The sequence below is a fragment of the Tunturibacter psychrotolerans genome, from assembly GCF_040359615.1.
Classification (GTDB): domain Bacteria; phylum Acidobacteriota; class Terriglobia; order Terriglobales; family Acidobacteriaceae; genus Edaphobacter; species Edaphobacter psychrotolerans.
The window spans coordinates 5,234,720-5,256,230 of the sequence record NZ_CP132942.1; the positions used below are offsets into that span (position 1 = coordinate 5,234,720).

Genomic DNA, 21,511 nt, shown 5'->3' on the forward strand with positions numbered 1-21,511 from the left:
GTTCCCACTTAATCCTTTGTTGAGCGAGAGAATAGTATGAGTGCCAAAGTTCCATTGTCAAGCGCTTAATCTAATAAAATTATTATGTGGGCGCCTGTAGTGTTACGGCGCGTCTAAAGGAAGAATATTGGTGGCTTGATGGTTGACAAGTTTATCGCTTAACCTTTAGCCTCCTTTCTTGTACTTGGAGGTACGTCCTCGTGACTCCTCTTTCCAGAGACGTAACACGGCGGTTTCAACCTGTACGAGGCTCTGGCTGTCACATTGGAGAGCTTTAGATGAGATCTTTGCGAGAAGACAATTTGACGACTGATCTGGTAGTCGTTGGCGGAGGACTGGCGGGCGTATGCTGTGCTGTCACTGCCGCGCGGCAGGGGCTTCGGGTTACGCTTATCCAGGACCGCCCGGTTCTTGGCGGTAACTCGTCAAGCGAGGTTCGGCTTTGGGTTCTTGGTGCCACTTCACATATGGGTAATAACAATCGGTGGGCGCGCGAAGGCGGAGTCATCGATGAAGTTCTTGTCGAAAATATGTGGCGCAATGTAGAAGGAAACCCGGTCGTATTCGATTCTATATTGCTTGAGTTGGTCTCGCTTGAACCAAGAATTACACTACTGCTCAACACGGCCGTATACGAAGTTGAGATGTCTGACCGGTCAACGATTCGGCTCGCCAAAGCTTTTTGCAGCCAAAATCAAACCTTCTACGTCGTAGAGGCGCCTCTGTTCGTTGATGCTTCGGGAGACGGTATTCTTGGATTCCTCTCGGGAGCTGAATTCCGTATGGGAGCCGAGGCTGCTTCCGAGTTCAATGAGCCTCTTGCCGGTTCAGAGGAGACCAAGGAACTGCTCGGGCACTCTCTTTATTTCTATACTCGGGATACAGGCCGCCCTGTGAACTATGTTGCTCCCTCTTTCGCGCTGGGAGACATCACGACCATTCCGCGATTTCGTGAACTTCGCGTCGCGGACACCGGCTGTCGTCTTTGGTGGCTTGAGTACGGCGGCAATCTTGATACCGTTCATCAAACAGAAGAGATCAAATGGGAACTCTGGCGCGTAGCGTACGGAGTTTGGAACTACATCAAGAATTCGGGTAATTTCCCTGAAGCGGAAAATCTAACATTGGAGTGGATGGGCACGATCCCCGGTAAGCGCGAAAGCCGTCGTTTTATCGGAGATACTATCCTCACTCAGAACGATATCGTTGGCCAATCAGTCCACGTAGATGCGGTTTCGTTTGGCGGCTGGGCCATCGATCTTCATCCCGCCGATGGGGTATTCAGTTCGCAACCCGGTTGCACACAGTGGCATGCAAAAGGCGTCTACCAGATCCCTTTTCGATCGATGTACAGCCGAAATGTGGACAATCTATTCATTACCGGGCGGCTTATCAGCGCGACCCATATTGCATTTGGCTCTACCCGCGTAATGGCCACATGCGCTCATAACGGCCAAGCTGTCGGTGTTGCAGCAGCGTTATGCAAGGAACAGGGACTGCTTCCTCGCGCTCTGGTAGAGCCGAATGAGATGCGGCACCTGCAGCAAAGACTCTTGCGAACTGGACAATATATTCCAGGCGTCGCAGGACACGACAATACTGACCTCGCGCAGCAAGCTCAGATCACAGCATCAAGTACGCTTCGTGTGGATGCGCTCATCCCATGCGGCGAAGTTGCACTGGCCGATACTCCTCGTGCTTTACTGTTACCGCTACCAGCAGGACGCGTGCCCGTCATTACCCTATGCGTCGACGTTAGCGAAGCGAGCAGCATGCATGCAGAATTGTGGCGTTCATCACGCCCAGGCAATACAACTCCAGAGATCGTTCTCGCCTCTGTCGATGTGTCGTTGGAGGCGGGAACAGAGCAACTCGTTCATCTTGATTTCCAGGTCTCTCTCGAAGAACAACTTCATGCTTTTGTGATCCTGCCAGTCTCCCGGAGCATCGCTTTTCACCAAAGTGTAGGCCAGGCTCCCGGTTTGTTGACCGTCTCCCAAAAGATGAACTCTTCGGTTGCCAAGAGCGCTATACAAACGCCGCCGCCTGGCTCTGGAGTCGATACGTTTGCTTTTTGGCTGCCAGATCGTCGGCCAGCTGCGCGGAACCTCGCAGTCCGCATCTCCCCGCCGCTTGAGCCGTATCAACCTGCGAATGTTGTAAACGGATTTGCTCGGCCGTGGAGAGGTGCCAATGCATGGGTTCCCGAACCATCCGATTCGAAGCCGACTCTTCGTCTAACTTGGGATACACCCCAGATCCTGCGCAGCATCGAAATCGTATTTGATACGGACACAGATCACCCGATGGAATCGGTTTTACTCACTCATCCAGAGCGTGTAATGCCCGGTTGCATCACCTCATATCGTATCGTGGCGGACAACGAAAATGTGCTGGCTGAAGTTTTGGAAAATCACCAGACACGTCGAACCTTAGCGCTTTCTAGCCCGGTCAAAACGTCTAATATCTCAATTCAAATTCTCTCGCACGGTGAAGCTCCTCCGGCTATCTTTGAAGTCAGATGTTATTGACGAGTCTTTTCCCTGAGACGCATCTTGCCTAACGACGACCTTCAACTGGCACAGTCCGAACAGACTTCCTCACTAAGCAAACGCCGGCCTTGGCTCGTCGCTTCTTTGCTCTTTGTCGTAGCGCTCATCAATTACTTTGACCGACAAAGTCTCTCCGTCGTCGCGCCACGTTTTCAGCAGGAGCTACATCTTTCCGATCAGGGCTACGGCCACGTCGTAAGTCTCTTTTTGCTTGCCTCTGCATTCGCCTATGCAGCCTCCGGTTTTATCACGGATAGGTTAGGAACGCGCCGCAGTATGGCACTTTTCGTTGGGTGGTGGTCTCTTGCGGAGGCGGCCACGGCTTTTGCGACTTCTACTTTCCAGCTCTCGTTCGCGCGCTTTTGCCTCGGCTTAGGCGAACCCGGCTTATGGGTCGCCGCGCCGAAGGCTGTCGGAGAAAGCTTCGAACGACCACAACGCGGCCTAGCCATTGGTATTTACACCATGGGAGCGACGGTCGGAGCTGTCGTTGCTATACCAGTCATTGCGGCGATCACAAACCACTTACCCTGGAAGGTTGTCTTTCTCATTGATGGTGCCGCTGGACTTATTTGGCTGCCTTTCTGGTTATTCGTGTACAGAGATGGCTTGGTCGCTCAGTCGACGACCGGATCAGAAGTTTTGCGTGAGGTCCTCTCACGAGGTAAGACTTGGAAGCTGATGGTAGCGCGCGGCCTCACCGATCCGGTCTGGTATTTTTATCTCTTCTGGTTTCCGAAGTATCTTCTGACGGTGCGGCATCTGTCGATGGGTCAACTCGCTAGGGTGGGATGGATCGTTTACCTCGCCGCAGGCATAGGCACTTTGCTCGGAGGCGTGGTCTCAGGCAGATTGATTCGCCGAGGAATGACTGCAGGGTTCGCTTACCGGCGCATCATGCTCATCTCGGCGATTCTTATCCCGCTAAGTCCGTTGGCAGGTTTTGCTCAGACCGCGGCGGTTGCTATCGGTATTGCATCGGTCATTGCACTGGCCCACATGGCGTGGCTAGTGAATCTAACATCAACAATCGTCGAACTATTTCCGGCCAACCAGATTGGTAAGGCTGCCGGACTGGTTGCAGCCGGCAGTGGTCTCGGTGGTATGGTCTCGAGCGAGATCATAGGCTACCTGGTAGCTCATCAAGGATATCTCCCGATCTTCTACATTATGGCGGTTCTACATCCTATTGCTCTCGTGATTCTCTGGAAGGCCTTCTCAGATACGCCGAATTCAGACATGCTTTCTGTGGCCAGCCGGACCGTCACGGCAGTTCGGTAGCGAAAAGTCCCTGCACAACTTTCCAGCTATCCCGATGTTCTCTGTTGAAATTGACCGTGCCCCATCGACGTATTCCATCAGGAGGCGTTCCGTGATGTAGCGAGCGGTAGTCAGCCCAGGTCCACAGAGCGCCGCCTATCATCCACGGTCGAGCCTTCATCGCAGTCACTGCTTCTGTGATGTCTGCAATCCGCTCAGGATCGTGCAGACCGGGCTCACCCATGTGACCGAACTCAGTCATGAAGACTGGCTTATCAGGCCATAACGCATGAACCCGGTCTAGCCTCTTTCCATAATCTCCATAGATGTTTACAGAGACGAAATCCGAATACTGGCTGGCTTCATCGTTGCCTGTCTTTACGTTTGGATCACCAGTAAAGCGACTCGCGAATGTGATAAGTCGGGTTGAATCAAGACCAAGTGTGTAGCTTCGCATGTCTCGCGTCCATGCGATGCCCTCCGGGGTTGCCGACTCATACTCATTCCCCACGCTCCATGCGATCACCGAGGGGTGATTCCAGTCCTCTTCCATCATTTCGCGCATCTGCGATTGCCAGACCGTCCGGAGTGCCGGGTCAGCCATCTGCCACGCGCCTAGGTTCCAATTTCCCGCTTCCGCGATGATCAACATGCCATGTTCGTCAGCAAAGTCCAACAACTCTTGTGCCTGCGGATAGTGCGCGATTCGCATCATTCTCATGTTGTCCGCAAGCATATCGCTCAAATCGCGTGTTACGATCGCCTTCGACTCACTTAGGCCTGCGACTGGATCTTCGCTCACTCTATTAGCGCCAAACAAATGTACCGGATTGCCGTTTAGCAACAACTCAGTGCCTTGCACCCGAATTTCGCGAACTCCAAATCTCGTCTCGAGCCCTTCATCGCCAATGCTGAGGCTTGCGTCGTATAAATGAGGATCGCGAGTGCTCCAAAGATGTGGGCGGACAAGCGTTCCAGTCCAAGAAATCTGCGCCTCGCTGTTTTTGGAAGCCTTCACTCGCGGCAACAGAATCTCTAGGCCAGCGATGCTTCCTGAAAGGGTCACAGTTGCGTCTTCATTGCCCGAATTACGTAAAAAGGCATGAACGGTTATCTTTGCGATATCGCGTTGTAGGTCCGGCTTCGCGTCAATCTTGATGTTTTTCAGGTAGACCTTGTTCGTCACGATTAGAGAGACCGGTCGCACAATACCGCCATACGGCATCCATCCGAAGATCCCTTCACCATTAAGCGTTCCATAAGGAGTGGCGCCCTGGCCACTATGCCCGGCCGTCGCAATCGCGGGAATTGTTGTCAACGTCGGTGTGTTGTCAACTTCTACTACGAGATGATTGGTGCCAACTTTGAGGGACTCGGTCACATCGAGTTCGAACGAAGTGTAGCCGCCTTCATGGCTCCCTACATCTTTCCCGTTCAGCCACACATGAGCTTTGTAATACACCGCGTCGAAGCGTAGTCTCGCTATCCTGCCAGATCTTATTGACGGGGCCTCGAAGTTCCGCTCATACACTGCATCACCGATATAGTGTTCATATCCAGGCATCACCGGCCAGCAATGCGGTACCGTCACATCATGTTTCGCACCATCGAGTGTTCCGCGAAACGTCCAACCCGCACCGCCCAAGTCAACGGTTGTCGTTAGAGCATGAAGTGAAAAAAGTGATCCCCATATCAACACTGCAACCCCGAGCGCTATCCGATTAAACTTCATGCACGCGATAGGCTCCTCTTTGATTGGGATGAGTGGCTGTTCTATTTTCCGGATGGCTCATAATAGTCACATGTTAATCGATTAATCTTAGCCTGTTCCAGATTCTTCGGGAATTTAAAAGAAACGGTCTACGCCGTGGTTCCGGGTGCTAATTCGAAAGGTAGGAGCACACGTTGAGACTTACCATTAGGTTTCTCTATCTCGTCGATGAGCATCTCCGCGGCAAGTTCCCCCATTCGAAACGTTGGGATTACCAATGAGGTTGGTCTTGGACGCAGACGATCGCCTAAACCGACATTTCCTCTTGCCAATACGGAAACGTCCTCAGGCACGGACAGCCCACGAGCCTCAATATAGTCGTACAAGTGCAGCAGCAATTGTTCGTCAGCGGTGAAAATTGCGGTTGGCTGATCCCGCTTATTGTCGAACCATTCATCGAGAATTGTGAAGGCACGCTCACGTTCATACTGTGTGCATCCAACGCGTTCAGAAGGAAGCTTTAATCCATGTTTGGAGAGGCCTCGCTGTAAACCTTTTGTTAACTCGAGATGTGCTGGAAGGGTCGCAGAGCCACTTAAGAAAGCAATCTTGCGATGTCCTTTGGACGCTAAGTAATTTGCAGCAGCTTCCCCTAGCTTCGCGTCGTCCACTCCTACGTAATTAATGGGTGCCCGCCCATAGTAGGAGTTAATCATCGAGAACCGTATCCCTGCGGTCTTCAATTCATTGATGGTATCGGTCACATCTTGCGAAGTACACGAGCGCGTATTGATCAAGATCAATCCGTCAGTGAATCGGCTCTCCATGATCTGATCTCGAGTCTCCCTTCCTGGCTTTCCCGAAGGCGAGAAGATCAAAAGATTGTATCCGCGACGCATCAGTGTACTTTGTATGCCTGACAACGCTTGTGCGATAAATTGGTTGAAAAATATGGGATCGCGTAATGGCACGACCAGGCCGAGCAAACGGGTTCTACGTTCAGCCAAAGCTTTTGCTAGTTCATTCGGGTAATAGCCCATTTCCGCAGCCGCACGTAAGATTTCTGCGCGCTTCTTTGGACCCACTCGCGTTGTCTCCCCTTTGTTTAAGGCAAGAGAAACTGCCGCAGTGGAGACGCCTACCCGTTTTGCAATATCCGAAAGTTTTGGAGCTGCCATATGGTTTAATCGTCGTCGCTATCTATCTTCAACCGAATGTTTGACCTAACGACGGCATTCAGCTACTTAACTTTACCAGATATGAGTTATGCGCTTGACATGTAGTTTTTCGTGGTCATCCGGCTACGCAGGAGTAATGCAGTCAAGGAGACTCTGGTTCGAGGCCGATCCGTCGTTAACGGCTTCAAGAAGCTGCTGCATGCAGCCGAGGTAGCGCTTTGTTCGTCGAAACGGATACATAGCCCGAGAGAAACTGGATCTGTTCCAGCTCCCGCCGCCCAGGTGACCAAGCCAAGCATAGGTTAAAAGTAGATCGTGCGGGACAACTACACCGACGCCCCAATCAAAAACCTCCCCGGTTCTTACGTAAAGCCATTGCCCCAAACGTTGGGTGTCTTTCCAATTGCCCCAGAGTGGATAGTCAACAGCTGGAAGACGAGCAAATGCATCATTGACGATCTTTTAGAATGCGTATAGCTTATGTCTCGGGATAGCTGAATGCTTCGCCTACAACGTGTCCTATCCCTGTCTCGAATAGGTTACCGTGGAATCTTTCGCTGGTCCTCAGCCAGAGTCTTCCTTGGGCAATCCCTCCGCATTTGCAGTAGAGGTGCTTGTCCACTATCACAAAACTATCAACCGATTCCTTCCTATAGCGATCGAAACAGCATGCTGGGTCGCCGAAACCTTTTGCCGTTTCGTCGCGCAGCCTTCCTCCCCAGGCCTTCCGCCTGCTCCGGTCCTTCCTGCAGATCATCCTGACCTAAATATGTTCGACAACCTTGTTGGACGACTCATGTTTGAGGCTCGCCGGCGGCACGGACCACGAATTCCGAAGCATGAATATCGGCGGATCGCTACGGAAATCGACCAAGCAAAGCTTAAGCCAATCAACAACCTGGAGGGACAATGGCGCAAGGAACTTGCAGCGTCCAATCGTAATGCTCGGAAAGCCATACACACCTTTGAAGCGGCTTTACGATCTCCCAGTTTCCGGCGTGGAGTATTGAAGAGAATTTACAGGGCTCATGATAAGTGGTCAGAGAAACATCCACATTTGTCCGACTGAAAATTCCGGACAAATTCATGTGGAATATGTATCTCTCTATGTATCAATTATTTCCGCTTGATTTTTTGTCCGGCTACCGATCAGCTCCTGTAGAAACTATTGTGACGGCCCGGCTGTTTAGTCAGACTCGCTGTAGTGAAGATTCGCTACAGGGGGTCAGATGAAACAAGCAGCTTCCGCTCTTGAAATTACATATCGACAGATCAACGATCTAAAGCCATATACCAGAAACGCTCGCACTCACTCCAAACGCCAGATTCGTCAAATTGCAGACAGCATCAACGCGTTCGGATTCACTAATCCCGTTCTACTGAAAACCGATAGTACGATTATTGCCGGGCATGGCCGCGTTGAAGCCGCTCGGCTACTTGGCATGAATGAGGTACCGACGATTCAGCTCTCCAACCTCTCCGAAGATGAGGTCCGAGCCTACATTCTTGCCGACAACAAACTCGCGGATAATGCAGGTTGGGATGAATCGATCCTCAAGATCGAATTGCAGCACCTCCTGACCGTCGATTTGGGCTTTGAGATAAGCGTGACCGGCTTCGAGATTCCCGAAATTGACCTAATCCTTCAACAAGCAGAAGCGAAGCCAGATCCAGACGATGCAATCGAAGCACTACTGGGACCAGCGATCTCCCGTCCCGGCGACCGGTGGCTTCTTGGCAAGCATAAAATTTATTGCGGCAACTCTCTTGATGAGCAGTCCTATCAAGAGCTCATGGAGGGGCGTAAGGCGGATGCGATATTTATAGACCCGCCTTACAATGTGGCTATCGATGGTCATGTCAGCGGTAACGGGTCGATTCATCATCGCGAATTCGCGATGGCCTCAGGGGAAATGACGGAAAAAGAATTCGTCGAGTTCCTAAGTGCGAGTTTCGAACCCCTCGTTCGGCATAGCAAACCCGGTTCCGTACACTTCGCGTGTATGGATTGGCGTCACGTCGGCGAGATTCTCTCAGCCGGTAAACAGGCCTATGACGCTCTGCTCAACCTCTGTATCTGGGCCAAGGACAAGGGTGGAATGGGGTCCTTCTACAGATCTCAACATGAACTCATCTTTGTGTTCCGCAACGGGAAGGCTGCTCATCGGAACAACGTCCAACTCGGGAAGTTTGGCCGCAACCGCACGAATGTCTGGCAATACCCGGGAGTGAACACGCTATCGCGGCAGGGTGAAGAGGGCAATCTCCTTGCACTGCACCCGACAGTCAAGCCAGTATCAATGGTTGCGGATGCACTGCTCGATTGCACGCAACCAGGCGGTCTTATTCTGGATTCTTTCTTAGGTTCGGGTACGACCCTGATCGCGGCGGAGCGAATAGGAAGGGTCTGCTACGGCATCGAACTTGATCCTCTCTACGTGGACACTGCGATCCAACGCTGGCAGCGATACACCGGCAGGACTGCTGTACATGCCGAATCAGGCAGGCAGTTTGGGGAGGTGGCTTGTGGCTGAAAATTCCTATGAGATCGGCTTCGGAAAACCCCCGAAGCACACTCAATTCCGCAAGGGCCAATCCGGAAACCCAAAGGGCCGACCAAAAGGATCCAAGAATATCGACGTTCTCATCCGCAAAGCCCTCGAAGAGAAGGTGATCGTCAAAGGGCCGGGCGGTAGACGTTTGATCTCCAAGTTTGAGGCTGCGCTCACGCAACAGGCCAACAAAGCGGCGAGTGGCGATCCAAGGGCATTCCGAGAAATCCTTCGGCTGCGTGAACGAGTACAAGAGCAGGAACCGTTTCTCAGCCCTCCGAATTTTGTGGTCAACTTTATCCGTCCTCGCAATACGAAACCCGGCCCGAACAAAGATGGCGGCGAATGATCAAAAACTCTCGCCGTGCGGGACGAATCCGGGCTTGATCTTACAAAATTTGGGAAACAGACTTGATCCGTGTACTCTCTGAATCTCCCAGTTTTGAGAGGTTATGGAGACGGTTTCGACTTGACTGTTCGCCTGATTGGAGCGGGAATGGGACTGCCGCAGAGAGAGGCGGTCCCATGAAAGAGACACCATCGAATGACGCAACAGCTTTCTTGATTCGTAACCTGCCCAACTTGCCTAAAATGCGTTTGGTGGAGCTATGGAAGGACAACTTTGGAAAAGAGCCCGGGCGTATCCGCCCGGAGCTCATGTTGCCCATTCTCGCGTACAGAATTCAGGAAAGGGCTTATGGAGGCCTTTCTCCCAACGCCAACGCAAAGTCACAGATAATTGCGACCTCGCTTAGACCGCAGAGCCGTTTCCGAGATGAAGCTCGTCAGCGCTTCAAGTCCGGGACGAAACTGGTAAGGGAATGGAAGGGAAAGACCCACGAGGTCACGCTGAACGATGAGGGTTATCACTACCTGGGAAAGACATATAAGAGTCTGTCTCCGATTGCATGTGAGATCGCTGGGACACGTTGGTCTGGGCCGGCCTTCTTCGGCACGAAGAAGGTGAAGGCTTCGTGACGTCGGCTAAGACTCAGATTCGTTGTGCAATCTACACTCGAAAGTCTTCCGAAGAGGGACTAGAACAGTCTTTTAACTCCCTCCATGCCCAGCGAGAGGCCTGCGAAGCTTACATCCTAAGCCAGCGTCATGAGGGGTGGCAGCTTCTAGCAAATCAATACGACGACGGCGGGTTCTCTGGCGGGAACATGGAGCGGCCAGGGCTCAAGAAATTGATAACAGATATAGCTTCCGGCAAGATCGATACCGTCGTTGTCTATAAAGTGGATCGATTGACTCGCGCACTATCCGACTTCGCCAAGATAGTGGATGCCTTCGATAAGCAGGGTGTGAGCTTCGTCTCTGTTACCCAACAATTCAATACAACAACCTCCATGGGTCGCCTGACGCTCAACGTGCTGCTCTCATTCGCACAGTTCGAACGTGAGGTCACCGGAGAAAGAATCAGGGACAAGGTTGCCGCCTCGAAGAAGAAGGGCATGTGGATGGGAGGTCATGTGCCCAAAGGATACGACAGGGTGGAGGGAAAACTCATCGTCAACGCCAAGGAAGCAGTGGCTGTCCGTAATATCTTCCTCACCTATCTCGAGTGTGGATGTGTACGGAAATTAGCTGAACGTTTGAAACACTCTGGCATTCGCAGCAAGAGATGGACCAGTTCCACTGGACGTCAACGAGGAGGTGTGATCCTCTCGCGAGGTTCCCTCTATCACACGCTCAACAACCCGATCTACATCGGAAAGATTGCTCACCAGGGAAAACTTCACGACGGGCAACATGAGCCGATCTTAGATTTGCAGATATGGAATAAAGCCGCAGCATTGTTGAAGGACAACCGCGTTGCTCGGCGAACCCAGGGCAATATCCCGTCAGGCCGGCTATTGCATGGGAAGTTAGTGACGTCAGATGGCCAAAGCTATACGCCGACCCATGCAGCGAAGAAGGGGAGGCGCTACTTTTACTACATTCTCACCGGCTCCGGGCGCGGTTCATCGGTGAACATCATCAAGCGCCTGCCGGCGGACGAATTGGAGAGACGTGTCCTCTCCTCAATTGGTTCTTTTCTTGAAGACTCCCCGCGGTTAGCAGGGCATTTCACGACGCTAGACGTTCGGGAGCTGCGCTTGTTGACGTCAGCCGCGAAGCATCGTTCTGCTCAACTCTCAGAGATTGCGCACGCAAACACACGAGACTTGATCTCCCGGATCGTTAAGAGAATAGTCGTTGACAATAATGAGTTGTGCATCTTCTTGAGCCACGCCGAACTCTGCAAAGATTTGCTCGGCGAGGTGCTTTCAGCCGATCCCTCAACCGAGATCCAGCTGCATGAACCGATATCGGTCGCACGACGCGGTAGCGCCGTCAAATTGATCCTATCGAACGGAGAGCGCGAAAGCGACGCCCCAATCGCTTCTCTGGTGCGTGCTGTCGTCCAAGCGAGAACATGGTCAGAATGGATAGTCGCCGGGAAGGTAAGGAACTTGGAAGAGCTTGCCGCAAAAGCGAGCCTCAACAAACGCTACGCGTCGCGAATTCTTCGATTGGCGGCACTGTCTCCAACCCTCTACGAAGCCATCCTTGTTGGAAACCACTCACCCTTGCTCACCGTCTCTGGTCTTACGAAGGATCTCTCTCTAGGATGGGACCAGCAACGTTTGGCGCAATAACACTGATTTGGCTGACGTTGAGCAAATCAAGCCAACACAATGTCCAGAAAGGGTCCTATTTCTATTGGAAAGCGGCTAATAACCAATTTGATGCTCTATTTCTCGGATACTTCATGGGGGTAGGGACAGCCGCGTGAAAGGTCGGAAACCTAATGGAAGTCATGCGAGTTTAAATTAACGGCCGTGTGCGGGAGTACATGAACGGCTGACGCTCTCACGTTAATAACGCCGTCCTGATTTTGAAGCGTGCCTTCTATACGAAGGAATTTTCCTCGTGTCACCGTGACGCGATTCCGTTCATAGAGATGCGGATTGATGATCGCGTTAGAGATGCCTGTCTCATCTTCTAGGCTGAGGAAGATGAATCCTTCGGCCGTTCCGGGACGCTGTCGAGCAATCACCGCCCCAGCGATGCGCGTGTGCATTCCATCCGGCATACCTCTCAAACTTGCGGCTGAGAGAACACCAGCGGCGTTGAGCTCTGCCCGGTGATACGCCATCGGGTGCAGGCCAAGCGTTACTCCGGTGCTTTCAAAATCAGCTACCAACCGCTCGTCGGTTGTCATGAGGCGCAGCGGAGCCGTAGCTTGTTGCTCGTATTCATCTGGAATGTTTTCGAAGAGCGGCCCCGCGCTCTGTCCAGCACGTTCGGCATTCCAGAGGGCCGTGCGTCTGTGGTGTTTCTCTCCGGTCCAGTTGAAAGCTCCTGCTTTCGCCAGCAGAGCCAGCTCTGGCTTTTTGATTGACGGTATGCGCCGACGCAAATCGTACTCAGAGATGAATGGACCGTCCAAAATACGGGTTTCGGTGATGGCGTCCCCGACCTTCTGTCGCAATCCCTTCACATACTTCAGCCCCATGCGAACAGCGAAAGGTCCGGCATACCTGGCGAGGTCACCCTCGTTTAGCTCTTCGAGCGTGCAGAACCAGCCTGAACGCTGTACGTCGATAGGGACGATTTTGACGCCGTGTCGTTTTGCATCGTTCGCTATCGTGGCTGGTGAATAAAAACCCATCGGCTGATTGTTGAAAAGGGCACAGGTATACGCGGCGGTGTAGTGATAACGAGTGTAGGCGCTCGAATACGCGATAGAGGCAAAGCTGTGGGCGTGCGATTCGGGAAACATGAACTCTTTAACGGTCGATAGCACCCGCATCACTTCTTCTTGTGTTGCCGCGTTAAATCCGTTCGCGGTCATCCCCGCATGTAGGCGGGTTTTCAGTCCTGCGATGATCGATTCGGACCGTTTACCGCCCATTGCCTTGCGCAGTTCCTCGGCTTCTCCACCTGAGAGATTTGCTGCGACCATGCCAATCTTCATTACCTGTTCCTGAAACAACGGCACACCAAGTGTGCGTTCCAGAAATGGCTTGAATGACGAATGGAGATAGACGATGGGCTCTCGTCCAAGTCTCCGTGCGATATAGGGATTAACGAACTTTCCTGTCACGGGCCCAGGGCGGATGATGGCAACTTGCATCGACAAATCCGCGAAGCACTTCGGCTTCGTACGCGGCAGAGCAGACATTTGGGCGCGGCTTTCTATCTGAAACAGCCCTACCGTATCGGCCTGCTCGATGGTCGCGTATACGGCGTCGTCCTGTGGTAGCTGTGCGTAGTCGAGTTGTTTGCCGTAATACTGTGGAACGAGATAGGCAGCATCCTTGAGCACCGCGAGCATCCCGAGACCCAGGAGATCCACCTTAATGATGCCCATATCGGAGCAGTCGTCTTTATCCCACTGCACAACTGTCCGGCCCGGCATTGAAGCCCGTTCGATGGGAACTACCGAATCTAGATGTCCTTGGCAGATGACCATCCCCCCAGAGTGCTGGCCGAGATTGCGAGGCAAATTCAGCACTTCGCCCGACTTTCGAAGAAAGTGCGCGATGCGTTGATGTTTCATATCGAGTCCCGCTGCCTTAAAACTGTTCTCCAGCGTATCGCTTGGGGCCTTCCACTCCCACGCACTCATCAACCCGGCGAGTTCAGACACCGTTCTTTGATCGAAGCCGAAAACTTTACCAACTTCTCGCGAAGAAGATCGGTTTCGGAAGGTGATGACATTCGCCGTCATTGCGGCACCTAGCTCACCGTAACGCTGGTACACATATTGAATAGCGCGCTCACGATCTGTCTTGCTGGGTAGATCAAGATCAATATCAGGCCACTCACCACGTTCTTCCGAAAGGAATCGCTCAAAGAGCAGGTCGAGGCCAACTGAATCAACAATGGTAATGCCGAGCGCGTAGCAGATCACACTATTCGCGGCAGAGCCGCGTCCCTGAATGAGAATGCCATTGTCCTTGCAAAAGCAAACGATGTCCCACACGATCAGGAAGTAGCCTGCCAGCCCCAACTTTTCAACCAATCGCAGCTCTTTCTCCGCTTGCTGGTTTGCCTTCTCATAGAGAGCTGCATCATTTTTGGGGAGATAGCGTCGGCGTATACCCTCATTCACGCGCTTACGAAGAAACGAATCCATCGTATCGCTATCCGGCACTGGATATGCCGGAAACTGGTATCTAAGCCCGGCCAACTGAAATTGCAGGCGGCTCGACAGTTCACAGGTATTGGCGATGGCCTCTGGATAGTCATAGAAGAGTTTGTGCACCTCGGTCGCCGTGTGCAGATGACGTTCTGCGTTGCGGCTCAGGAGGCGACCCACCGTATCGAGCGTCTTGCGATGGCGAATGCAAGTAAAGATATCGAGCATTTCGCGCTCATACGGAGTAGCGTAGCTCACACCTCCCGTCGCCAGCAGGGGCAGGTTCAGCGAACGTGCAATACGAATTGCCGCACGGTTGCGATGTTCTTCCTCACGGTCAAAGTGTCGTTGCAATTCGACATAGACATTTCGGATACCAAAAAGCCGTATCAACTTCTCCACTGTCTTGTGTGCGACGTCGTAGCCGCCCTGTGCCAGTGCTGCCGCCAGTGGGCCTTCATTGCCACCCGTTAAACAAACCAGGCCATTGCTGCACTCTTCCAGGTCAGCGATGACCGCAGCACCTTCGGCCTTTGTCTTCTCCCTAAGTTTGAACTGCGTAATTAGTCGGGAGAGATTCTGGTATCCGATGCGTGACTCGACCAGGAGCGGCAAGCGCACGGGCTCGGGTGGATGCTGGTGCGGCAGATAGGGTGGGGGCTGGAGACTTTGGCCCAGGTCGCTTATTGCGATCTCCGCACCGATGTGCGCCTGTACGCCGCATCGTTGTCCCTCCATGTGAAACCGCGCAGAGCCATACAATCCATTGCGATCGAGCAAGGCCATTGCTGGCATCTCCAAACGTGCCGCTTGCTGGATCAAGGACTCCGGCATCGATGAGCCTTCAAGGAAGCTAAATGCGGACCTGGCATGCAACTCCACATAGTCAGTCATACGTCCCCTGTACATACCAGCAGCGAGAACGCGGATCGAAGGCGATGCGGCAAAGCCGTTCGGCACCACCGTTCTCCAGTCGGACATCCCACTCTTCACGGCACCAGTGGGCCTCGGACCACCACTGTCCGCTTACCCGGACGGGACCGGCCGCCTGCCGGACAACATATCCCTCTCCTCCCCAGAAGACCCGCACTGGGGCATGGTTCGCGAGCGTAACGCCGACCATTTGCGGTGGACGGAAGACGCGCAGAGCGATAGCCGTTGAGGATGATGTTCTTTCACTCTGATGTGATGGCGGCGGCTCAAAAGGCACCATACGAAAAGCGTTTGGTCGATGATCGTCAGTCAACTCAGGCGAACCGACACGTCCGTCGCCCAGCAGCTTCCGCAGTCGAGCGAGCATCACTTCGAGCCGCCCTGGCTCTGGCGCTTGTGGGAGAAAGAGTCCATGCTGCGCTCGATACGGCGTGGCAGACTGCGCGTGCAACTCCAAACCCACAATCGCCGCGCTGGGAGGATGCGTCTCCAGATCGATTTGAATGAGCTTCAGCAATGTTAACGTATCCTGCAACGGCAACGCGGGACGAACAGTGCGCTCATGCTGTGCCTTGGTATCTAGATGAAGTACGACGCGGAGTGCTGCAATAGCCCGCGCTTTACTACGAACCCGCTCCAATAGTGTCGTCGTCATGCAGGAGAGCAGGAAAAGCAGACGTTCCAATTCCTCTACCGGAAAGTCCAATTCCATGCGTTCCACCAGACTGACCTCGAAGCTCGGTTCCATCGGGAACATCAGGTGGGGCCATGTGCCACACGCAAGAGAATGGAGCTTCTTTCCAGCTTGTCCGAAACGCGCAATCAGGTCTGTCTCAGACAGCGCCGCAAGTTCCGCACAGGTGCGAATACCCCAGACAGCAAAGGTCGCTTCATCCTCCGGTGTAAGGCGGAGCGCCGCGAGCGGGAGTTGCCCGATGGCATGCGCCTCACAACCGGGCAGCACAACTGAAACTCCGGCCCTGCTACATGCAAGAGACACTGCCGCGTGGAAATTTTCAGCAACGGCGATATTGACAAGAAATCCTGCCGCCATGACGCTCCGTCGCAATTTGTTTGCGAGTTGTTCGGCATCGCCGTACAGGCGATCCATCCCACGAATGTCCAATGCATATGTACCGGGCCTCTCTTCCACCGACTCGATGCGAGGTGAGAACATGCATGCGACGTGGTGAAGAGACGTATAGGCCATATGCTCATGCTCAATGACACGATGGAGCGCGACGACTTCGGGGAATACTTCGACCTGCAGCCGAGTCATGCCGATCTCGACGCCTAACGAGCGTGCCGTCTTGCTTGCTGCCAAGACCATCTCCGCCGGTGGCTCTCCATCGAGCACCACGAACGGTCTCTTACGCAGCTCCGGGCGCTGATGCGCTGCGGTCTGTGCGAAGAAGTTTGGTGGATGGAGAACGGCATACATCATCGCACCCTTGACCAAAGTGTTTCTGCAGGCCAACTCACACGTTGAGCAGGCTTCCTCTGCATGAAAGGAGTGCTTTCATTGCGGTTGCGCTCACGTGCCAGCTGGTACTGTCGTCGCTCAAACAGCGGCGTTTCGCCATTGCTGCTGAATGGCGTCGTCTCCGCTAGCTCGCAACGGAGCGCCAACGACGCGCAGCTGCTAGTGCAGTGCGACTGCGTGAGAAAGATCAATGAGGTGCGTGCCTGCTCTGCAGCCAGCCGAAAGCGATACCAGGTCGCTAACGGAATGCGTCTTGCATGTTCAGGCAGCACATCGCTCATATCCAGGACGATGGCTCCGAAGCCTCCCGTTTGCAGTAATAGATCAGTCGCTTTCAAGGCTTGCTCCAACCGCGACCAGGGCTTGTCTGCTACTTTCTTTCCACGCTCGGCATACATACGGAGCCAGAGCAAACGCCTCAGCTCCACGCCCGTCGCAGCGGCAGCTTCCGGGGAGAGCGCATCACTCACATCCACCCACGCACAGGCGTTGCCGAGTTGCGTGATGGAAGCAATAGTCGACAGAGCAAAGGAAGTCTTCCCGGTCGAGGCTACTCCGCTGACCTCAGTGATGCACCCACGCGGAATACCGCCGCCCAGGATCTCGTCTACTGCAGTGATACCGGTGGCGAACACCTCCGGAGCATGTTTGATCTTGAGCGTCAGCGCAGCGGGCACACGCTGAGCCAGCTTGGTTTCGATCTGAAAACGGATTGCATGGGCGGCGGCCATAGGATGTTCGCCTTATATTCGCCCAACCCGTCTCATCGCGCCAGTCAGTATTTGCCTTGTAAGTTGTGCACTTCGTTGTAAGTATATGGAACATAAGGAGAAAATAAATGTGATTCTTCCCCGCCGGCGAGATGAAGCACGGCCCCAACGCCCTCATCGACGAATCCCTCCCAGTAGTCTGCATCGCCACCAAGGACCCCAACGATCCCTCCAGCGTCCTCAAGTACGAAAAAACCCTCAGCGACATTCAAGAGGTCACCGCCCGCTCTGGCCGCGTCATCGCCATCGCCATCGAAGGCGACACCGAGATCAGCCAGCTCGTCGAGCAGACCATCTACATCCCCCAGGCCCCCGAACTACTCCTACCCATCCTAGAAGTAGTCCCCCTCCAACTCCTCGCCTACCACATCGCCGTCCGCCGAGGCTGTGACGTAGACCAACCCAGAAACCTGGCGAAATCAGTCACGGTCGAGTAAATTGATTTGCGATGCCATTAGTCCGAGGAAGGTTCCTTCCTGAACGCGAAAAATCAAGGCTAGTCAAACGATCCTTCGACGTGCTCGTTTGGTTAAATCAAATTACGGCTAATGATTTAGCCTTTTTAGATTTATTGGAGCACCTCCGAATTTACCTAACCGTTCGTCACAGTGGCATATGTGAAGTCCGCCTTTTAGTTCCATCCAACTTCGCGAAAACCCTAGAAATATTATCCAGCGCAAATATATCTTTCACGATAATAGATCCTCTAACTGCGAATTCCGCCCATCTTGGAGTTCCAAGTATCAATGACCATCACGAAGCCTCAGAGCTAGCGACACTCGCACACGGCAATCGAGTCGACTGCGTCGTTGTTCCCGCAGAGTCGCCTCTTTTGGCGTTTACCCCCGCCTTTGTAAACGATCTCCAAGTATTAATTAGCGACACTTCATTCTTGCTGCGACTTTCTGAGTTTTTCGTTAGAGGATTTGACATCCCATGGACATATACCAGGATGATTTGGGACGGCACTTGGAGCACAATGTATCAGCTAGCCGAACCGTCCACATTCGCAGCACCAATGGCATTTTTGAATCTAATGCGAGCGAAGAAAGTTTCTGTAAATGTAGGAGAAACTGCTAGATCATTCATACACAATCGACTGCCCCAACTTTGTTTTGCAAGGGATCGGTTAATTTGGTTAGAAATGCAACGAGCGGCCTCGACTCGCGACGGTTTCAGTAATCAAAAATATGCTTTCGAAATTTCGTATCAATTGAACTTCTATTACATCAATCTGTTCGGATCATTTGATCATCTGGCTCTGCTCGTAAATGGAATATTCTCCCTCGGCTTGAAGGAAAAGCAAGTCGGTGCAACATATGCGGTCTTCCTTGAGAAACTCGCTCAAGTGTCACCGCAAATGAACACTATCTTTACTAAGCCTTCAGCCCTCGATTTGATTACAAGGCTTGCCCAATTGCGAAATTTATCCGCGCACCGGGGCTCAGTATCTCCTTCTAAAGTAGTTCAAAAATCCGACAGAGAACCTACTCTCGATGAATTGGACGCTTATATTAGGGATGCCGGACAGGGGTGGATGTTTGAGGAATTGAGGGATCCAGGTATTCAACAATTGATTAGCTTAGCGAGACAGAACGCAAGGATTGCAATTCTCGAAAGAAATACTTTATTCGACGACGTCGTCATGATTGAAATCAAGGGAAAATCCTTTTGGATAAATCCGATCCTCGACACTTCTTGGAATTTTCGGCAAGTACTTGACTTTACAACGGACGTGATTAAAGCGTGTTCTCTTTATTTAGAAGCACAGCTTACACACGAAAATGGAGTGTGATCATTGATGGAACCGGAAGCAGCGCCAGAAACTTCCAGCATCGATAAGCTTGCTAAGACTTTCGAACCTTTGTCGAAGGCATTGGGATTACTTCTGATCGCCGCATACGCTACGGGATATTTGACTGTTTCCCTGTACTACTCGTCATTGGGTATGGGTTTGACCAATGTGCTTAAGCCAGAAATTCTATCTGCTGGTTTCATATTCTTACTCTTCACAGTCTCTCCGATGTGGGGAAGCTATTATTCGTTCAAGCTCGAAGAACTTCGAGATACCGCTGAGAGTTCGAGCTACTACACGACCATTCTCAAAGGGGCGAGCCAGCTTTTTACGTTTTCTGTCCTTCTAGCTATTCCGGCTTCAGCGATATTTGTTCTCAGTTCATTCAACCCGCCGAAATGGAATACAGCGGTCTATTGTCTTGTCTACGCGCTCGATGCCGCAGTCTGGACGACGCTAAGCGTGTCACGGAAGGTGCAGGAGTTGACACGGCGCGCTCCATGGACATTATGGGCTGTAAGCGCAGCCATTCTCTTGAGTTGGTTTTTCCTGTCAATCAATCCTGGCAACGGCTTTACCCGGCGGCGACTTTCACTTTGGTTCTTCGCATGCGGCTTTTTCCCCATGCTCGCGCTAACACCAAATCTTCGCAAAGATTCGTCTCGCTTACACTGGCCATATCAGGCATTTCAGATTCTTTGTTTCCTCGCGATATTCCCTACGAGGGTATTCCCCTATATCGCGAGCCAGTGGGGCGGAGGTCAACCCGTGAGCGCCCTGCTGACCCTCTCAAAAGACTCGGTTGTTCTTCCACAAAGATCCATCCGGGTAGGGATAATAGCGCAGGACGACGCAGGAATTTATGTATTAGCCGATGGGGGCCATAAAGCTGTCTTTGTGCCACGCTCGAGTGTAGGCGCAATAGTCTTCTCAAAAGATTCTAGAGATTTGCTAAAGTGATGGGCGTGTGGCCCACATCTACACTCGGGTGCCCCATATCTCGATTCTGAGATGTGGGCATTCGTGTCAAAGCACGAATCGCATCTAACCCACCATCTTGCACTCCCAAAGGTGGGTCCCCATGCTAGAAGCCGTTCTCTCCGACATCGACGGAACCCTCGTCGAAAGCAACTGGCTCCACGCCGCCGCATGGAGAGACGCCTTCGCCGTCATCGACATCCCCCTCGACATCGAAACCCTCCGCAAACAGATCGGCAAAGGCGGCGACCAGCTCATCCCCGTCTTCGTCCCCTGGTGGAAACGCCCCATGGTCGAGGAGCCCCTCAAAACCTACCGCAGCTTCCTCTTCCATCAGGACTACTTCCACCAGGTCACACCCTTCCCCCGCGTCCGCGACCTCTTCCTCCGCTTCAAACAATCCGGAATCCGCACCGCCCTCGCCTCCTCCACCAACAAAGCCGACCTCGACACCTACATGAAGATCGCCAACATCGCCGACCTCATCGACGAGACCACCTCAGCCGACGACGCCGCCCGCTCCAAGCCCCACCCCGACATCTTCTCCGCCTCCCTCCAAAAGCTCCACGCCAAACCAACCAGCGTCCTCGCCCTCGGCGACACCCCCTACGACGCCGAGTCCGCCGGCAAGGCAGGCATCCGCACCATCGGCGTCACCACCGGCGGCTGGTCCCGCCAGGAACTCCTCGACGCCGGCTGCATCGAGGTCTACAAAGACGTAGCCGAACTCCTCGACCGCTTCGACCAAAGCGCCCTCACCCACTGCGGCCCGGTGGCCCATACATAAGACAAACCCCAAACCGCGCGGATGCCCATTCACGCAGTGTCCGAAGCTTCCCGATATTCTCTCAAGCCGACAAGTTTGGAGAATTTTCCCTCGAAGGCAATATGACGAAAAGCGTCAGCCTCTCTGGAGAGAGGGCTCGGCGAAAGAAAAGCTCATTTTGTGGGGATTTTTGCGAGTCTCTGCCACACTTATGCGCTACTCCGAGAACGGGCAGACAAAATGGCGGAAGAGGAGGGATTCGAACCCCCGATACCCTTTCAGGTACGCCAGTTTTCAAGACTGGAGCCATCAACCACTCGGCCACTCTTCCTGTTTGAAGTTTATTACGCAGCAGGTGAATGCGCAAAAGATATCATCCTCGCCGCGTCCTCGAAGCTA

At 53.0% G+C, this 21,511-nt stretch carries 14 protein-coding genes, 1 tRNA gene and 1 pseudogene; 10 read left to right on the forward strand and 6 right to left on the reverse strand.

The annotated features are described in order from the left end of the window. The first annotated feature begins 278 nt into the window (after positions 1 to 278). Positions 279 to 2,531, forward strand: a complete 2,253-nt coding sequence (locus RBB77_RS21945; RefSeq protein WP_353063835.1) for an FAD-dependent oxidoreductase — start codon at positions 279 to 281, stop codon at positions 2,529 to 2,531. Positions 2,532 to 2,555: 24 nt separating this feature from the next. Beyond that, positions 2,556 to 3,833, forward strand: coding sequence for an MFS transporter (locus tag RBB77_RS21950; protein WP_353063836.1), 1,278 nt, complete (start codon positions 2,556 to 2,558; stop codon positions 3,831 to 3,833). Here the strand turns inward: RBB77_RS21950 and RBB77_RS21955 are convergent. Next, on the reverse strand, positions 3,817 to 5,544 hold the full coding sequence (locus RBB77_RS21955; protein WP_353063837.1) for a glycoside hydrolase family 2 protein: 1,728 nt from the start codon (positions 5,542 to 5,544) through the stop codon (positions 3,817 to 3,819). The genes RBB77_RS21950 and RBB77_RS21955 overlap by 17 nt on opposite strands. A 128-nt stretch (positions 5,545 to 5,672) precedes the next feature. Continuing rightward, on the reverse strand, positions 5,673 to 6,701 hold the full coding sequence (locus RBB77_RS21960) for a LacI family DNA-binding transcriptional regulator (protein WP_353063838.1): 1,029 nt from the start codon (positions 6,699 to 6,701) through the stop codon (positions 5,673 to 5,675). 1,229 nt (positions 6,702 to 7,930) lie between these two features. Here RBB77_RS21960 and RBB77_RS21965 point away from each other — a divergent pair. From RBB77_RS21965 to RBB77_RS21980, 4 genes are all read left to right on the forward strand, one after another. Next, on the forward strand, positions 7,931 to 9,235 hold the full coding sequence (locus RBB77_RS21965; RefSeq protein ID WP_353063839.1) for a site-specific DNA-methyltransferase: 1,305 nt from the start codon (positions 7,931 to 7,933) through the stop codon (positions 9,233 to 9,235). Then, positions 9,228 to 9,602, forward strand: a complete 375-nt coding sequence (locus tag RBB77_RS21970; protein ID WP_353063840.1) for a DUF5681 domain-containing protein — start codon at positions 9,228 to 9,230, stop codon at positions 9,600 to 9,602. The genes RBB77_RS21965 and RBB77_RS21970 overlap by 8 nt, the downstream gene beginning before the upstream one ends. Positions 9,603 to 9,778: 176 nt before the next feature. Further along, positions 9,779 to 10,231 (forward strand): DUF2924 domain-containing protein, encoded by a 453-nt coding sequence (locus RBB77_RS21975; protein WP_353063841.1) that lies wholly within the window; start codon positions 9,779 to 9,781, stop codon positions 10,229 to 10,231. Further along, complete coding sequence (locus tag RBB77_RS21980; RefSeq protein WP_353063842.1) at positions 10,228 to 11,898, forward strand: recombinase family protein; 1,671 nt, start codon at positions 10,228 to 10,230, stop codon at positions 11,896 to 11,898. The genes RBB77_RS21975 and RBB77_RS21980 overlap by 4 nt, the downstream gene beginning before the upstream one ends. Positions 11,899 to 12,047: 149 nt before the next feature. On the opposite strand, the gene RBB77_RS21985 is transcribed toward RBB77_RS21980, so the two are convergent. Genes RBB77_RS21985 through RBB77_RS21995 form a run of 3 tightly spaced genes read right to left on the reverse strand, consistent with a single transcriptional unit; the run spans position 12,048 to position 17,534 of the window. Continuing rightward, positions 12,048 to 15,296, reverse strand: a complete 3,249-nt coding sequence (locus tag RBB77_RS21985) for a DNA polymerase III subunit alpha (protein WP_353067690.1) — start codon at positions 15,294 to 15,296, stop codon at positions 12,048 to 12,050. Continuing rightward, on the reverse strand, positions 15,274 to 16,764 hold the full coding sequence (locus RBB77_RS21990; protein WP_353063843.1) for a DNA polymerase Y family protein: 1,491 nt from the start codon (positions 16,762 to 16,764) through the stop codon (positions 15,274 to 15,276). Before RBB77_RS21990 ends, RBB77_RS21985 begins: the two co-directional genes overlap by 23 nt. Then, positions 16,761 to 17,534 carry an ATPase domain-containing protein gene (locus RBB77_RS21995; RefSeq protein WP_353063844.1) on the reverse strand — a complete coding sequence of 258 codons (774 nt, stop codon included), beginning with the start codon at positions 17,532 to 17,534 and terminating at the stop codon, positions 16,761 to 16,763. The genes RBB77_RS21990 and RBB77_RS21995 overlap by 4 nt, the downstream gene beginning before the upstream one ends. Before the next feature lie 116 nt (positions 17,535 to 17,650). On the opposite strand from RBB77_RS21995, the pseudogene RBB77_RS22000 reads away from it, so the two are divergent. The 4 genes and pseudogenes from RBB77_RS22000 to RBB77_RS22015 form a co-directional block, all read left to right on the forward strand. Next, positions 17,651 to 18,010, forward strand: a pseudogene (locus RBB77_RS22000) (SIS domain-containing protein); the annotation flags it as partial. A gap of 80 nt (positions 18,011 to 18,090) precedes the next feature. Beyond that, positions 18,091 to 19,368: a Cthe_2314 family HEPN domain-containing protein gene (locus tag RBB77_RS22005; protein ID WP_353063845.1), complete on the forward strand. Its 1,278-nt coding sequence runs from the start codon at positions 18,091 to 18,093 to the stop codon at positions 19,366 to 19,368. 6 nt (positions 19,369 to 19,374) lie between these two features. Beyond that, entirely contained in the window at positions 19,375 to 20,328 is a 954-nt protein-coding gene (locus RBB77_RS22010) for a hypothetical protein (protein WP_353063846.1), read from the forward strand. A gap of 121 nt (positions 20,329 to 20,449) precedes the next feature. After that, complete coding sequence (locus tag RBB77_RS22015) at positions 20,450 to 21,133, forward strand: HAD family hydrolase (RefSeq protein WP_353063847.1); 684 nt, start codon at positions 20,450 to 20,452, stop codon at positions 21,131 to 21,133. A gap of 220 nt (positions 21,134 to 21,353) precedes the next feature. Here RBB77_RS22015 and RBB77_RS22020 read toward each other — a convergent pair. Then, a tRNA-Ser gene (locus tag RBB77_RS22020) sits at positions 21,354 to 21,443 on the reverse strand. Positions 21,444 to 21,511 lie beyond the last annotated feature (68 nt).

Coding starts and splice junctions, on each gene's coding strand:
- RBB77_RS21990 (WP_353063843.1), bottom strand. CDS start 16,764: ATGATGTATGCCGTTCTCCATCCACCAAACTTCTTCGCACAGACCGCA.
- RBB77_RS21960 (WP_353063838.1), bottom strand. CDS start 6,701: ATGGCAGCTCCAAAACTTTCGGATATTGCAAAACGGGTAGGCGTCTCC.
- RBB77_RS21985 (WP_353067690.1), bottom strand. CDS start 15,296: ATGTACAGGGGACGTATGACTGACTATGTGGAGTTGCATGCCAGGTCC.
- RBB77_RS21965 (WP_353063839.1), top strand. CDS start 7,931: ATGAAACAAGCAGCTTCCGCTCTTGAAATTACATATCGACAGATCAAC.
- RBB77_RS21995 (WP_353063844.1), bottom strand. CDS start 17,534: ATGGCCGCCGCCCATGCAATCCGTTTTCAGATCGAAACCAAGCTGGCT.
- RBB77_RS21975 (WP_353063841.1), top strand. CDS start 9,779: ATGAAAGAGACACCATCGAATGACGCAACAGCTTTCTTGATTCGTAAC.
- RBB77_RS21945 (WP_353063835.1), top strand. CDS start 279: ATGAGATCTTTGCGAGAAGACAATTTGACGACTGATCTGGTAGTCGTT.
- RBB77_RS22015 (WP_353063847.1), top strand. CDS start 20,450: ATGCTAGAAGCCGTTCTCTCCGACATCGACGGAACCCTCGTCGAAAGC.
- RBB77_RS21955 (WP_353063837.1), bottom strand. CDS start 5,544: ATGAAGTTTAATCGGATAGCGCTCGGGGTTGCAGTGTTGATATGGGGA.
- RBB77_RS22010 (WP_353063846.1), top strand. CDS start 19,375: ATGGAACCGGAAGCAGCGCCAGAAACTTCCAGCATCGATAAGCTTGCT.